The sequence below is a fragment of the Paraburkholderia phytofirmans OLGA172 genome, assembly GCF_001634365.1.
GTDB lineage: Bacteria > Pseudomonadota > Gammaproteobacteria > Burkholderiales > Burkholderiaceae > Paraburkholderia.
This window is the reverse complement of sequence record NZ_CP014578.1, coordinates 3,623,065-3,637,538: the sequence shown is the minus strand read 5'-3', so window position 1 is coordinate 3,637,538 and position 14,474 is coordinate 3,623,065. Positions and strand designations below refer to the sequence as shown.

The following is a 14,474-nucleotide window of genomic DNA, read 5'->3' as shown; positions in this document are numbered from 1 at the left end:
TTACTTAGCATTCGCCCCATCATCAACCACACGACTACTACGTCTCATGAATAAACGAAACATGCTTAAAACTGCGCTGGCGACCGTCTTGTTCGGTTTGGGCCTCGCCACCACGCAGCTCGCGCTGGCCGCGCCGCAAACTTTGCGCGTCGGCATCATGTCCGGCGAAGATGAGGACGTCTGGCGCGTGGTCGCCGCGAACGCTGCCAAGCAGGGACTCACGATCAAGGTCACCACCTTCTCCGACTACACGCAACCCAACGAGGCGCTCTCGGAGCACGACCTCGACGCCAACTCGTTCCAGCACAAGCCGTATCTCGACGCGCAGGCCAAGGCGCGCGGTTACACCATCGTACCGGTCGGATACACCTACGTGCAGCCTATCGGTTTGTATTCGCGCAAGTTCAAGTCGGTGTCGGATCTTCCTGATGGCGCCACCATCGGCGTGCCGAACGACCCGAGCAACGAAGGGCGCTCGTTGTTGCTGCTTCAGGCGCAGCATCTGATCACGTTGCGCGCGGATGTCGGCTTGCTGCCGACCGCGCGTGATATTGCCAACAACCCGAAGCACATCCATATCAAGGAACTCGATGCGGGTATTGTCGGCCGTGCGATCGGCGATCTGGATGCAGCCGTGATCAATACGGACTGGGCGATCAAGGCAGGCATCAAGATCCCGCAGGAGCGGATCGCGCAGGAGCAGGTGAGCGGCAATCCGTACCGTAACTTCCTCGCCGTCAATGCGAAGGACGCGAACGCGCCTTGGGTCCACGCGCTTGTCGAGAGTTATCAGCAACCGAACGTGGCCGCTGAAATTCTCAGCGTCTACCACGGGGCGACGCTGCCGGCGTGGAATGAGTCGAGTCACTGACTCTCTCTGGCGGCGTGACGGTATACCTGGTGCGGAAAACGACGGTATACCGTCACCAAGCCGTAGATTTAGCTGGTTTCAGCAAGACGACCGTAGACGCTGATTTTTTAAAAATCGAATTATTTCAACGGGTTATGGCCGTCCTGAGGCGCGCTGAGCATCCGCTCCACATACCGCGCAATCAGATCGATTTCCAGATTCACTTGCGTGCCTTCGCGCAGGCGCTTGAGCGCGGTCACTTCGACCGTGTGCGGAATCAGGTTGATCGAAAACTCACAGCCATCGTCGAGATCTTTAACCGAGTTGACGGTCAGGCTCACGCCGTTGACAGTGATAGAACCTTTGTAGGCGAGATAGCGGCCGATCTCGCGCGGCGCCAGCACGCGCAGTTCGTGCGATTCGCCGACCGGCGCAAAATAGGTGACCGTGCCGAGGCCGTCCACGTGGCCGGAGACGATATGCCCGCCGAGCCGGTCATGCGCGCGCAGCGCCTTCTCGAGATTGACCTCGCCGGTCTCGCCAAGGCCCGCGGTGCAGTTCAGGCTTTCGCGCGACACGTCGACTTCGAACGAATGCGCAGTTTTTGCCACGACCGTCATGCAGGCGCCCTGGATCGTGATGCTGTCGCCGAGCTGGACGTCTTCGAGATCGAGGCCGCCGGCTTCGACGTTCAGGCGTACGCCTGCGTCACCATCCGTGCCGAGCGGGTTGACTGATTCTATGCGGCCCACTGCCGCGACGATTCCTGTAAACATCGTGTTAATCCCTGATTAATTCGAAGTTGGTTGTGGTGCGGGCTCGGTCCCGGCTTCGGGTTCCGGATGCGGCGCGGAACGCGGCACAAAACGCGCGAGAATCCGCAGATCGTCGCCGATCCGGTCGACCGCATGGAAATTCAGCTGCAGGCGGCCTTCGAGCGTTTCCGGTGCGTTCAGATTGAACATGCTCATCGAGTCCATGCCGAGCAGGCTGGGCGCGAGATAGACCAGCAGTTCGTCGACGCAGCCTTCGCGCAACAGCGAGCCGTTCAGCTTGTAGCCCGCCTCGACGTGCAGTTCGTTCACATTACGCTCGCCAAGCACTTTCAGCATGGCGGGCAGGTCGACCTTGCCCGCCGCGTTCGCCAGTTGCACGATCTCCGCGCCGCGATCGCGCAGCGTGCTGGCGCGCTCGGCATGACGCTCATCGAGATTGCCGCAGAAAATCAGCGTGGGTGCGCCGGCCAGAATCTGGGCTTCGGGCGGCACGTCGAGCTGGCTGTCGATCAACACGCGTTGCGGCTGGCGCGGCGTGTCGACAGCGCGTACGGTCATGCGCGGATCGTCTTCCCTGACGGTGCCGATGCCCGTCAGGATTGCCGACGCGCGGGCGCGCCATGCGTGACCATCGGCGCGTGCCGCTTCGCCGGTAATCCATTGACTGACGCCCGACGGCAAGCCCGTGCGGCCATCCAGCGAGGCGGCCACTTTCATGCGGACCCACGGGCGGCCGCGCGTCATGCGCGACACGAAGCCGATGTTCAGTTCATGCGCTTCGTTGGCGAGCAGCCCGCAACGCACTTCAATGCCGGCATCGCGCAGCATCGCGAGACCACGCCCGGAGACTTGCGGATTGGGGTCTTCCATCGCCGCGACCACGCGCTCGACCTGCGCTTCGATCAGCGCATTCGCGCACGGCGGCGTGCGGCCGAAATGGCTGCACGGCTCGAGCGTCACGTAGGCCGTGGCGCCGCGCAGATCATGGCCGCGCGAACGCGCGTCCTTCAACGCGCGAACTTCGGCATGATCCTGGCCGGCCGGCTGCGTGAAGCCTTCGCCGATCACCTCGCCGTTCTTGACGAGTACGCAACCGACGCGCGGATTCGGGTCGGTCGTATACATGCCACGCTTGGCCAGCGTGAGCGCGCGTTCCATATGGACGAAGTCGGTTTGCGAAAACATCGGTGTCCGGTCGGGTACGGTGGCTAGGCAATATTGAGTTTGGGTTCCGGCGGGTTCGTGTCTCGCGCGCCTCAGGCCGCGAGCGAGGCGAACGCGTCGCGCGCTGCGTCGATCGTGGCGTCGATGATTGCGTCGTCGTGAACGATCGAAACGAAGCCCGCTTCATACGCCGAGGGCGCGAAGTACACGCCCGCGTCGAGCATCTTGTGGAAGAACGCGTTGAAGCGCGGCACGTCGCTCTTCGTGACTTCGGCGAAGCTGGTCGGGACCGACTCAGTGAAGTAGAGGCCGAACATGCCGCCGAGCGAATCGGCCGCAAAAGGCACCTTCGCTTCGCGCGCGACATTCGCGAGACCTTGCGCAAGACGCGTGGTGCGGGCGGCGAGCGTGTCGTAGAAGCCGGGCGCCTGGATCAGCTGCAGCGTCTTCAGGCCGGCGGCCACCGCAATCGGATTGCCCGACAACGTGCCCGCCTGATAGACGCCGCCGAGCGGCGCGAGGTGAGCCATGATGTCGCGCCGGCCGCCGAAGGCTGCCGCCGGCATGCCGCCACCGATCACCTTGCCGAGACACGTCAGATCCGGCGTGATGCCGTAGACCTCTTGCGCACCACCCAGGGCGACGCGGAAGCCGCACATCACTTCGTCGAAAATCAGTACTGAGCCGTACTCGGTGCACAGGCGCCGCAAGGCTTGCAGGAATTCAGGCGTGGCGCGCACGAGGTTCATGTTGCCTGCCACCGGCTCGACGATCACCGAGGCGATCTCGTTGCCGAACGCCTTGAACGCTTCTTCGAGTTCCGCGACGTTGTTGTACTCGAGCACCGTGGTGTGCTTGGCGATATCGACCGGCACGCCCGCCGAAGTCGGATTGCCGAACGTGAGCAGGCCCGAGCCGGCTTTGACCAGCAGGCTGTCCGCGTGGCCGTGATAGCAGCCTTCGAACTTGACGATGCGGCTGCGGTTCGTGAAGCCGCGCGCGAGGCGAAGTGCGCTCATGGTCGCTTCGGTGCCGCTCGAGACCATGCGGACCTGTTCGATCGACGGCACCAGCTTGCAGATTTCTTCGGCAATTTCGATTTCGGATTCCGTCGGCGCGCCGAAGGAGAAACCGTTGGTCAGCACGCGCTGGACCGCTTCCAGTACTTCCGGGTGGATGTGGCCGAGGATCATCGGGCCCCATGAGCCGATGTAGTCGGTATAGCGTTGTCCGTCCGCGTCCCAGAAGTAGGGGCCTTGCGCGCGCTCGATGAAGCGCGGCGTGCCGCCTACTGAGCGGAACGCGCGGACCGGCGAGTTCACGCCGCCGGGGATGGTGCGCTGCGCACGGTCGAAGAGGGTCTGGTTTCTGGACATGGTGATGGCTGGAATTTGGGTTGCGCAGCGGCGCGGGTGCTGCTTTCTGCGCTCCGCGCGGCGCTGGGGGTTGGTGGGGAAATTGTACCGGAGTCAGCGTGAAGAGGTTTTGGGTTTGCCCATGCCGCGGCGCGTGGTCGACCCGCCCAGCCAGGACCGGGCGGGGTGGATGGTCTAGCCGTCGCGTACAATTGGGGTCGTCAAGTTGCGGTTTCCCCCGTTTCACCGCGTTTCGCTGCCGATGACGGCGCGGCGCTTCATCTGGATTCCCATGTCCCACGTCACCAGAAGCCGGCCCGATGGCCGGCTGATTCTGTTGCTCGGTGCGCTTGCCGCATGCGGGCCGATTTCCATCGACATGTATCTGCCGAGCCTGCCGACCATCGCGCAGGCATTCGCCATCAGCACCGGCGCCGCGCAAACCACGCTGACCAGCTTCATGTTCGGTTTTTCGATCGGCATGCTGCTCTATGGTCCGCTGTCGGACACCTATGGCCGCCGGCCTGTGTTGCTCGGCGGCATCATCATGTATGCGCTGGCAAGCGTGGCCTGCGCGTTGTCGTTTTCGATCGGGTCGCTGGTGACATTCCGCTTCGTGCAGGCGCTCGGCGCGGGTGCGGCCTCGGTGCTGGCGCGCGCGATCGCCCGCGACGCGCACGGGCCGACCGATGCCGCGCGCGTGCTGTCGATGCTCGCCATCGTCACGTCGATCGGCCCGCTGCTCGCGCCGCTGATCGGCGGGCAGTTGCTGTTGCTCGGCGGCTGGCGTGTCGTTTTTATCGTGCTGACGCTATTCGGTACGGTGTGTGCGGTGACCGCGTTCCTCAAGGTGCCGGAAACGTGGCCGCCCGAAAAGCGGGCGCATTCGGCGCTGCTGAAATCGTTCGGCGCCTATGGCAAGTTACTGCGCGATCCGGTCGCGTGGGGGCACATGCTGTGTGGCGGCATGGCGTTCGCGTCGATGTTCGCGTATATCACCGCGACGCCGTTCGTGTATATCGAATATTTCCATGTGTCGGCGCAGCATTACGGATTTCTGTTCGCGCTGAATATCGTCGGCATCATGTTCGGCAACTTTATGAATACGCGGCTCGTCGGCCAACTCGGTTCGCTGCCGATCATCTCTTTCGCCGCGACCGTGAGTTGCATCGCGTCCCTGTTCGTCTGTCTCGTCTCGCTGACGGGGTGGGGCGGACTATGGTCGATCGTCTTCGGGTTGTTCTTCGTGGTCGGCGTCGTCGGGCTGTTGTCCGCTAACTGCGCGACCGATCTGATGCATCGGTATCCGGTGAATGCCGGCGCCGCGGCCGCCGTGTTCGGCGCCGTGCAGTTGGCGCTTGGCGCGTTGGCGAGCCTTGCTGTCGGACTCTGGCCGGATGGCTCCCCCAAGGGCATGGGCATCGTCGTGGGCGTTGCGGGCGTGCTGTGTTACGTCGGCCGGATTCTGGTCGTCAAATGGCACGGCATGAAGGCGCCGGTCGCTGCCGTTTGATGGCATCACGGGCTGGGAGGCTTCGCTGAACGCGGATCATGGTTCCTTAGCCGAAACACGCGGCAAGCCTGCTTCTCCATCCTGCGCTAAGCAACGCGTCTACGGAAAACACCAGGTGTTGCGCGCGCGCGACCGTGCGGTTCAATTTGCATTGCTATGATGGCGTCACTGTTCCTCGGAGCGGCAATCATGGCGATCAGAGATTTGATGAATGGCGAGCGGCAACAGGCTGCCTTTGCCGAAGCGCAGAAGCTGGCAGACAGCGGCGCCTATCACGATTACACAGACATCGAATATGTCTTGCGTTTTGATTACGGTTTGTCTGATGTATCGGCGCTGCTCGACAGTCAGTTGATGCATCGCGATCTGAATCGGCGTTGCGCCGATGCGCGTGAGAAGCTGGATGCGCTTAGCGTGTGACGCACGCGGTCAGTGGCACGCAGGCAGGAGCACTCGCAACAACCGAAGGCGGAAATGAAAAACGGGCCGAGAGGCCCGTTTTTCATTGATCTTGTGGCGGAGGCGGTGAGATTCGCGCTTAGTATAAAACCAGTTCTGTAAAATCAAGGACTTAGGTGCAGTCCGTGGGAGGATTCTGGCACACCTCGACGGCACACGCAACCCCGCCTGGGCTCGGGCGTTAGCCTCACGGGGCCAGCTCGGACAAACGCTCGGGACGGGCGCCCCCCTGTGCTGATACGAACTCTCCGTGGGAACCGGGAGAGATATCAGCATAACCGCTGGCGGCGATACGCCCGCAAAACCTCGCAGGGACCAGGTATCTTCAAGCAAACGATGCTCACGATGGACACAAGGATGCGGGCCGCCATTAGCGGCGATGGAGCACTGGGTCTGCAGTATCTGATGCTCGACGACGATTGGGTTGAACTTGTGCTGCCGGTGCGAAGCTATAAGGTCTTGCCGCCAGGGTTTCATGACTCGGCCCGCCAATTTATAAGAGATAACGCGGCTCGGCTCTACGAATTCCCTTGAAAAAGTCGGCTGATGGTGGGCCAACGATACATTGATGGCCCACCATCCGAAAAACACATCGCTTAAGCATCGTGTTTTACATCGACGCTTTCCGCGATGCGGCGTCCGAACAAGCAGTCTCGAAACGCTAGAATGCGCCCCGCAGGATGGCTCCTCTGCCGGCCGCCATTCGGCGTCGGAAAGCGTCCGGCTACGCCGCTGTCAGTCAGTGCGAGGAGCGGACCGCGTTGAGGTGTTCTTCGTATCTCCCAAAAGAGTCGTCCTGTCGAAGATGAGCGTACACGCGAAGCACTGTCTCCAGCTTGTCGTTCAGCAACTGCGCAACAGTGGGGAAGTCGTTGGGGTGCTTGCGCAGGTAGTCCGTCGCGACAATGTGCCGAATTGCGTGGGGCCCAAACGGGTGCGCTTCAGGAATGAAAGCGCCGGTGATGCGAAGAACCTGGCGGTTAAGTGTTGTCCATTTCCTTCCCGTCTTGTTGGGGAATACCAAGTCAGTAGCTGGTGCGGACCCTATGAGAACGGGGCGGAATTCATCCAGATACTCCTGAATCCGCTCGCCCAGCGCGCGAGGCAACGGTGCATCGTATTGCTGATTGGAGGTGGCTGATTTGTTCTTGAAATCAGCGGGCACAAACCGCAACCTCCATTGACCGTCTTCACGGCGATAAAGATTGCCGGTCTGGTCCGGACGCCATGTCATCGACATGAAGTTACGTGCCCTCAAAGGGTTCGCCACCAACATTGAAAGCAAAAGCGCATCGCGTTTGAGTGTGGCTTCCGCCTTGCTGCCGGGTACAGCCGCAGCGGCCTTTTCATCGAGTTTTTCGACGGCACGGAAGATGGGCAGCAAGGGCTCGGACAAGTTGAGTAGGCCACGAATAGGGTCCTCCGGGTTGCGGGAGATGTCGGTGGCAGCTTGCTTCCACTGCTTGGAAATTTCATGGCATTTGGCGCAACTAGCATCCCAGTCGAAAGTCGCGAACGACGGCGACAGACGAGCGGCAAGCTGCGGACACTGGGGGAGATAACCTGTTCCCTCGTTCGTAAGTGACGCGACAAGGGCCGCAAAGCCCGCGTGCCCACCATGAGTCGCGCCACCCGACCGTGTCTGCATAAATTCCAGATAACCCTTGACGGCCTCGGGAACCGCAAACCAGGCGAGTGTTTGCGCTTCATCGGCTCCCAACCCAAAGCCGCCATCAGAGGAAGGTCGTGAGAGATACCCAAAAAAGCTGCAGAACCGCCGCAACACGAACGAAGCAGTAGCACATCCACGACCAAATCGATAGCAAATGGTCGGCAAATCGAGGCCAATCTTGTCCTTCGGAAGCAGTCTCCACAGGCGCTTCGCGCGTCTGAGGGTGGTTTGCGTCGACGTCTTATGCTCGAAAAACTCGTTCCATTCGCTCAGGAATTGCTTCGACAAAGAGGTCACGTGCACGAGATACTTGTCACACGTGTTTGCGCGTAATTGCTCGCGATACGGTATGGCCCTTTTGGCGGCTTGGGCTCTCTCACGATTCGTCTCCTTCGTCGGCTGGGGTATCAGTGACCGGAGTGAATCGCGTTCCATCCCAAGATGTCGTTCAAGTCTAGCAAGTGATGGAAGTGCCCTTCTTTGAGGATATGCGCCTTTCAGCCAACGCAGGATTGCCGAACTCGAGGTACCGGTACGTTCGGCTATGGACTTCACAGATTCTCCCGTAGATGCAACAGCTGCCCTCAATTCCGCGTGAAACGGGCTAATCTTTGAGTCATGTCTTGTTTGCGACTTTGTGTTCTTGGTTGAAGCTACGAGGGCGGCGACAGTCCGATGCCATGCTCGCAAATGGCTAGCTCGGTCATGTCTCGCATGGGTGGTAACGGTCAGCTTGGAGAGGTATTCCCGAAGCTTCAAGTCGAACCCCGATAACATTTCAGTCCCTACTTTTCCGTCGGTGGATTTGCCGTGGAACGAGAGGAAGGAATTCAGAGACGAAAGATTGTTTCGAAAGACTTGCATTGAAGTCGGAGCTGTCGGCACGTGTTCGTCGGGGCCGACAATTTCAACACGTCGAAGAGCGATTACATCTTGATAGGTCAGGAACATGGAGTCCTCGTATGACCCCTTTGCCAGCTGCCATTCGTCGCCTGACTCGTTATGACGAAGCTTTATGTGATAACGAGGAATCTGTAAACCATTGAAATCAAAGGAATGTTTCATATGACCTCCGACATATTGCTTATCAAGGAGGTGTTCAACCGTTCGTTATGTCCTTTCTGGCTGCGCTAGAGGGTGGATTAGTGTTACCTCTAGTAGGAATGGCATTTATACCGGCGGCAATCAGACTTCATTTCTCCGGCCGATGGGAATGCAGCCCCGATGTAGAAGCCGTCGGGAGCCGTAATAGCTTCAGTCCGTCCAGCCAGTTCATTGCACTGGCTATACACGGTATGAATACATCTGCTCACTTGCTGCAAGGCCGCAGCTACCTTGACGCCAACGAACTTGCCGACATCCTCGGCCTCTCGCTGCGCACAATCACCCTGCGAGCAAAACACCGCCCTTGGCTGCTGCCACCCCGTGCGGTTCTATCTGACCGCGAGCTTCTTCGTTGGCGTCAGGACGTCGCCGTTAGGTGGATTTTGGAGAACCTGACCTCGACGAATTAGAACAGCTCAGTCGGTTTGATACCAAACGCTGCGGCGAGTTTTTCGAGCGTGGATAACTGTAGCGCCGCAACTTTGCCGCTCGATGCCTCGATTTGCGAGATGCGGTTGCGGTCCAAGCCCGTACGGTCGCCGAGGTCCTTTTGAGTTATCCCTTCAGCCTTGCGAAGTTGCTGTACTTTCTCGCCTACCGTCTCGCTTGAGACAGGCTTGCCGGGCTGCACACGGATGATTTCGTTGCCAATCGGAGTGTCGAAGAGGACGCGGACATCAATATCTAACGCTCGCGCGAGAGCGTCGGCGCGCTCCAAGGTCATTCGTGACGAAGTGCGCTCTAAACGGCTGATTACAGTCCTATCCGAGCCCAGCCGATTTCCCAGCTCCTCTTGAGAACACCCAAGGCTCAACCGGTAGCGCCTCAAATTTTGGACGAAGCGCTCCTGAAGCGACATCAGTCCGTCCCTAAAAAATTAAAATTCTATTTTCCTGTCTACAAGTCCGATGTCTACAGCGGGTGCATTGTAGACATGAGCGTTGTAGGCGTCTGCCTTGTAGACGTTTACATGTACAATGCAAACGCCTACACTTGCACTCATCTGAGACGATTTGAGCGGCAGAAAATCCGTGTGCGCTCGAGCGAGGAAAATTTTTTAGATGGTCACCGCTAAGGCACGCGACCTGATGTCAGTAGCCGAACTGGCAAAGTTGCTTTTCGTGTCAAAAACTTATGTTCGCAAGAAGCTCTTGCGGAAACACACTTTGCGGCCAGTATCAGTGCGCCGCGGTCGTAAGTTCGTGCTTCGGGCAAAAGCAGAAGCTTACCGACGCAAGCGGCAGAGAATTGCACGCAGGGCGCTTCGCGAGCTAGCGCGTTTATCTCAAGAATGTGAACTTTACGGCAACACAAAGATGGACAGATGAGCGATGTTTTGACGCCACGGCCCGCTGTGCCCCCACCGGCGGAAACTGGTGGATTCGTCTTGTACCTGGACTTTGACGGGGTGTTGCACCCTGAAAATGTCTATGTGCGTCCTGGCAGAGGGCCATACATCGAGTCACCCAGAGGGCATAAGTTATTTGAGAATGTAGGACTGCTTGAAAAAGTCCTGTTGCCATATCCCGACCTGCGCATTGTGCTGTCCACGTCGTGGGTGCGCGTGTACAAAAGCGTCACACGAGTCGCACGCAAGTTGCCGCCAGAATTGCGTGCTCGAGTAATAGGTGCGACGTATCACGGAGCAATGGACGCGGAGTTGTTTCGGCAAGCGCCCCGCGGAATGCAGGTCTGGGCAGACGTCTTGCGCCGCAAGCCTGACGATTGGCTAGCAGTTGATGACGACTATCTCCACTGGCCGGCTTGGTGTCGCGACAAGCTTGTACGAACACATGAGATTCTCGGGATTAGCGCGCCAGTTGTGTTGGCAGAGCTGCGAGCGAAATTGGTCGCAATGTATGAGCAGGAGTAGTGATGGCGGTTTACGCAGTGGATAGCACAACGTTTCGAGAGAGCGATGACATCGTCATCGGAGTGTACGCGGGAAAATTTGGATTCAACCTGCAATGGGCTCATGTTTTATACGGCCGCTGCATACAGCACGGAGGCGTTTCCGACATATGGGCTGATGCGTATTACGCCTTGTACAGATACGAAAGCGCCCAGCTCGTGCATGACGACAATCCGGTGGCGCGCCCTGGGCAGGTAGCATCGACAAAGCGCACCCGCGTAACGAGCGTGACTTGCTTCGTTGAGCGCGAGCGTGGGCGTGTGCAAGATGCGGCCGCGCGCTTCACCGTTTCCGTCGACTCAGCGGGGCGGGTACGGGGGGAAGCTGTAGCCACTGGCCAATCAGCAGTAAAAATCACGCGAATGCGCGTCGACCCGTCGCATACAGCTACTGAAATCGGTCTCGCCGTGCTGCTCCACCTAGCGAGCAGGGAGCACCACCCGGCGGTCGCGGACTTCATGCAACGTATGCGCCGCAGAGACGAACTGTGAAGCTCGACCCGGCATGGTCTGGCATCGGCTTGTGCGTTGAAAACCGACACAGCGTCTAGAGACAACGACACGGGTGGGCACGTTAATCATTGTGTTGGTCAGGTGCTTGGACGAGTGTGGTAGAGACGGACTGGCCTAGTGGATACCGGTCGATTCTTTTTGTGAAACACGACGTGGTTAAGAAGCAGCCCCATGGAGCGCAACGGACGGGAAATCATGGAGAAAGCTGATGGCAGTCGAATCGATATCAGCCGCGGCTATTTGCACGATGCGCGGAGCGAAGAATTGTCGTCATCAACACGCCTCAGTTGCGCGTGGGAGGCGATGTATTTTTGCTGTTGCGAATTCGCTGCCGGCAGAGGTTTTGGGTTAGATGGACTTGAACATCCGGATGCCAACGTCGTCGGAAAACTACTGCGGGCACTCTCGCTGTCGGCGGACGAGAGTGGCCTCGTTGAGGCCCTTTTCCGGTGGTCCTCGTGCCGACACTCGCTTTTGCCCGAGCCTTGCTCGATAGAAGAGGCTTGTGCTGTTGCGGAGCACGTTCTCAGTCAAACTGTGGCACTGCTGGCCCCGATGAAAACAAGGACGATGTGAGTCATGAAAGTGTCTGAGCTATTGGAATTGCTGCGCGGTACGGACCCTGAGGCGCGCGTGATGTTTATGCCGCCCGGTGGGGACGAACAGGATGCGCAGGAGGTCCGAGATATCTTCTCGAGTGACGTCAGATGGACTCACGAATCGGGGGTAGACAAGGGGCGGCAATACGAATTTTTGTACATGGGCGAGCCACATCGCGAGCTTCGCACTGACTGCGAGAACGTCACCTACGAAAGAGTCCTGGTCGTGCTGCTCGCAGCAGACGAAGCAACTCTGCTCTAGATGCGAGTATGAAGAGCGTTGCCAACCATCGGCGCACTGGCCAGTCATCGATATGGGCTGAGAAGAGCTCGCTATGAAACTCGAAGACCGCGTGATTCGTTCAATTGCCCACAGGAAAGGCGTTGTTATTCTTCGTTCGGAACTGGCCGCCCTCGGGAGTGCGGCACAACTCAGCCGAGTGTTATCAAATCTGGTCAGGACCAAGAAACTGGTGCGAGTCGGAGTGGGAATTTACGCCAAAACGCGGCTCAATAAATTTACGCGCGGGCGTGCGCCGGCCGCTACGTTCGAGGAAATAGCGGCGGAAGTTTTTCGCAAGTTAAAGATTGACGTCGCTCATGGCAAGCTGGCCCGGGAGTACAACGCAGGCAAAACCACTCAGGTACCAATGCTTGCTGTAGTGGATACGGGGCGCCGTCGTATTACGCGACGGATTTCTTTGGGTAGCAGGTTCATCACTTACGAGCGAAGCCGCACGCGCCAGCGTGAGGAGCGGCAACCGTGAAGATGCGAGAGATGCTCATTTTGTCTTCAGCGTCTGGAGTAGCGCATGGCAGATAGCGGCTGGGATATTGCGATGCGACGCATCGACAGCGAGTTCGATGTGCCGCAATTTTTGGCGTCATCCCTTGTGCGCAAAATCGCGGCAAACAATTTCCGGCTGGCGGCGACGGACCGCATCAAGGTCGGATACTTGCCAGATGAAGTTATCGCTCGCATCCAGCACATCGCCCTCGAATCCTATCTGGAGGCCGGCGAAGACATCGACGAAGACATCCTCCGCGAGGACCTTTGGCAGCAAGCACTAACGACTCGGCGCGAGATGATTGCGAGTGGTGAGCTAATTTCAGAGGCGGAATTTCGCAGGCGTGGCGGCCTAACTTCGCAAAGGCTCGCCGCGCTTCTATCAGACGACAGTGTTTTCACGCTCGAGGTCGACGGAGTGGAGTATTTCCCAGCTCTGCTAGCAGTGCCGGTAAGTCAACGAAGGAGCGTCTACGTAATTTGCCGAATCATTGCGACCGCACCTTCGGACGCGCGACTAGACTTCCTCACTTCGCGGCGTGAAAGCCTCTGCGACCGTAGCCTGCTTGAAGTGCTCAAGGATGAGGGTGGATTCGAAACGGTCAGTCGAAAGGCTGCGGTGTGGGCAGCGGAATGGTCGCGAACATCCGTCAAAATGTACGAAGGAACTCACCAGACTGAACCGGCGGACATCGAGCCGCTTTACACAGCTGCGGCCGACGTGGACCCAAGGAGGCCTCTATGGGAGCGCGCCTCGAATGCACTTCACTTGCACGGTTATCAGTGGCCACTCGGGCCGTATCCCGACGTCAGGATATTTTCCCTCTTCGTCGCGCGTCAGGCGGCGGGGGACTCGACGCCTATACGGGAAGCTTGCGTGCAAATTCACGTCGACGGTGAGCGGATTCTAATCCGCATTGCCGCTGCAGTTGGAACTCGGCTGCATTCAGAAACGTTGCCCCGCGACCAGCATGAAAGCTTCATCGAAATCGCCAAGCGCATCGTTGGCCACCTTTGCAAGCACCTCTAGTCGACAAACGAGGCGGGTTAACGAATGACAAGTCCGGACGAGCCAACAGCAATCTCGGTAGAGGTAAATGAGCGCGACTTCACCCTCGTGCTGAAAGACGGTCGAGAATTTCGAGTGCCGTGGCGATGGTTCCCTCAATTGCTAGCAGCGACGCCCGACCACCGAAACGATGTTCGAGTCTCTGCGTCCGGCGCAGAGATGCATTGGGACCAATTGGACCAGCACATCAGCGTCGGCGCGCTGATGTACGACGCGGAACAACTTTTACTGGAAGAGAAGCTGGCGTCGCAGGTGCCGGACGACTTTCCACGAGACACGACACCCGCATCACTCGCCGGTTCACAGCCAAAGTTCGCGGGGCGACTCATTGCTGGAAGGTTTGTCGTCGGCCTGACGGCGCCAGAGCGATATCAGAGGTGGGACGTTTGTGAAGACTTGGCGCGGCAACTGGTCTCCAAAACGCTCAAGGACGCTGCGAAGTTTCCCGAGAATTCACACGATGTGACGCTCAGACGGATGCGACGGGCCATTGAAGGCAAAGGGTGGACCAGTGTAGTCGAAACGGACTGGCTCATGGCACGGCTGCGTGTCTTGCTTAATTGGTAGCAGATAACTGCACTCGATATCATGGAGTCCGATATATACGTTCATTATCCCAAGACAGCAATGATATTGTGCAAATTGTCCAGGAGGTCTTCGTGTTGCTTCGAACAGGCATATCTCGAGGCTAGCCGTCACAGT

At 58.8% G+C, this 14,474-nt stretch carries 16 protein-coding genes; 11 read left to right on the top strand and 5 right to left on the bottom strand.

The window, feature by feature from the left end; translation table 11 throughout:
* The first annotated feature begins 46 nt into the window (after positions 1 to 46).
* Complete coding sequence (locus AYM40_RS15930; RefSeq protein ID WP_063497053.1) at positions 47 to 871, top strand: MetQ/NlpA family ABC transporter substrate-binding protein; 825 nt, start codon at positions 47 to 49, stop codon at positions 869 to 871.
* A 119-nt stretch (positions 872 to 990) separates the two neighbouring features.
* Here the strand turns inward: AYM40_RS15930 and AYM40_RS15925 are convergent, their stop codons facing one another.
* The 3 genes from AYM40_RS15925 to hemL all read right to left on the bottom strand — a co-directional run bounded on the left by AYM40_RS15925 (position 991) and on the right by hemL (position 4,166).
* Positions 991 to 1,626 (bottom strand): riboflavin synthase, encoded by a 636-nt coding sequence (locus tag AYM40_RS15925; RefSeq protein ID WP_063497052.1) that lies wholly within the window; start codon positions 1,624 to 1,626, stop codon positions 991 to 993.
* A gap of 15 nt (positions 1,627 to 1,641) precedes the next feature.
* A complete protein-coding gene (ribD, locus tag AYM40_RS15920; protein ID WP_063497051.1) occupies positions 1,642 to 2,811 on the bottom strand; it encodes a bifunctional diaminohydroxyphosphoribosylaminopyrimidine deaminase/5-amino-6-(5-phosphoribosylamino)uracil reductase RibD in 1,170 nt (389 codons plus the stop codon).
* A 71-nt stretch (positions 2,812 to 2,882) separates the two neighbouring features.
* Positions 2,883 to 4,166 carry a glutamate-1-semialdehyde 2,1-aminomutase gene (gene hemL, locus AYM40_RS15915; protein WP_063497050.1) on the bottom strand — a complete coding sequence of 428 codons (1,284 nt, stop codon included), beginning with the start codon at positions 4,164 to 4,166 and terminating at the stop codon, positions 2,883 to 2,885.
* Positions 4,167 to 4,437: 271 nt separating this feature from the next.
* Between hemL and AYM40_RS15910 the strand changes: the two genes are divergently transcribed.
* A complete protein-coding gene (locus tag AYM40_RS15910; RefSeq protein WP_063498055.1) occupies positions 4,438 to 5,658 on the top strand; it encodes a Bcr/CflA family multidrug efflux MFS transporter in 1,221 nt (406 codons plus the stop codon).
* 189 nt (positions 5,659 to 5,847) lie between these two features.
* Positions 5,848 to 6,078 carry a hypothetical protein gene (locus AYM40_RS15905; protein ID WP_063498054.1) on the top strand — a complete coding sequence of 77 codons (231 nt, stop codon included), beginning with the start codon at positions 5,848 to 5,850 and terminating at the stop codon, positions 6,076 to 6,078.
* A 778-nt stretch (positions 6,079 to 6,856) separates the two neighbouring features.
* On the opposite strand, the gene AYM40_RS38625 is transcribed toward AYM40_RS15905, so the two are convergent.
* Positions 6,857 to 8,854 (bottom strand): tyrosine-type recombinase/integrase, encoded by a 1,998-nt coding sequence (locus AYM40_RS38625; RefSeq protein ID WP_082855103.1) that lies wholly within the window; start codon positions 8,852 to 8,854, stop codon positions 6,857 to 6,859.
* A 230-nt stretch (positions 8,855 to 9,084) separates the two neighbouring features.
* Here AYM40_RS38625 and AYM40_RS40305 point away from each other — a divergent pair, with 230 nt between their 5' ends.
* Positions 9,085 to 9,303: a hypothetical protein gene (locus AYM40_RS40305; protein ID WP_148662181.1), complete on the top strand. Its 219-nt coding sequence runs from the start codon at positions 9,085 to 9,087 to the stop codon at positions 9,301 to 9,303.
* On the opposite strand, the gene AYM40_RS41405 is transcribed toward AYM40_RS40305, so the two are convergent.
* Entirely contained in the window at positions 9,300 to 9,752 is a 453-nt protein-coding gene (locus tag AYM40_RS41405) for a helix-turn-helix domain-containing protein (RefSeq protein WP_063497047.1), read from the bottom strand. The two genes, AYM40_RS40305 and AYM40_RS41405, sit on opposite strands and share 4 nt — an antisense overlap.
* 465 nt (positions 9,753 to 10,217) lie before the next feature.
* Here AYM40_RS41405 and AYM40_RS15880 point away from each other — a divergent pair, with 465 nt between their 5' ends.
* The 7 genes from AYM40_RS15880 (at position 10,218) to AYM40_RS42105 (ending at position 14,339) form a co-directional block, all read left to right on the top strand.
* Positions 10,218 to 10,766, top strand: coding sequence for an HAD domain-containing protein (locus AYM40_RS15880; protein ID WP_063497046.1), 549 nt, complete (start codon positions 10,218 to 10,220; stop codon positions 10,764 to 10,766).
* Positions 10,767 to 10,768: 2 nt separating this feature from the next.
* The gene (locus AYM40_RS15875) at positions 10,769 to 11,296 is read left to right on the top strand and encodes a hypothetical protein (protein WP_063497045.1); all 528 of its coding nucleotides are present in this window, start codon (positions 10,769 to 10,771) and stop codon (positions 11,294 to 11,296) included.
* 192 nt (positions 11,297 to 11,488) lie between these two features.
* Positions 11,489 to 11,893, top strand: coding sequence for a hypothetical protein (locus tag AYM40_RS15870; RefSeq protein WP_148662180.1), 405 nt, complete (start codon positions 11,489 to 11,491; stop codon positions 11,891 to 11,893).
* A gap of 3 nt (positions 11,894 to 11,896) precedes the next feature.
* Positions 11,897 to 12,178 (top strand): hypothetical protein, encoded by a 282-nt coding sequence (locus AYM40_RS15865; protein ID WP_063497043.1) that lies wholly within the window; start codon positions 11,897 to 11,899, stop codon positions 12,176 to 12,178.
* A gap of 73 nt (positions 12,179 to 12,251) precedes the next feature.
* Positions 12,252 to 12,683, top strand: a complete 432-nt coding sequence (locus AYM40_RS15860; protein ID WP_063497042.1) for a DUF6088 family protein — start codon at positions 12,252 to 12,254, stop codon at positions 12,681 to 12,683.
* 45 nt (positions 12,684 to 12,728) lie between these two features.
* Positions 12,729 to 13,733 (top strand): hypothetical protein, encoded by a 1,005-nt coding sequence (locus AYM40_RS15855; protein ID WP_063497041.1) that lies wholly within the window; start codon positions 12,729 to 12,731, stop codon positions 13,731 to 13,733.
* Between the two features lie 24 nt (positions 13,734 to 13,757).
* Entirely contained in the window at positions 13,758 to 14,339 is a 582-nt protein-coding gene (locus AYM40_RS42105; RefSeq protein ID WP_201788149.1) for a DUF2442 domain-containing protein, read from the top strand.
* Positions 14,340 to 14,474 lie beyond the last annotated feature (135 nt).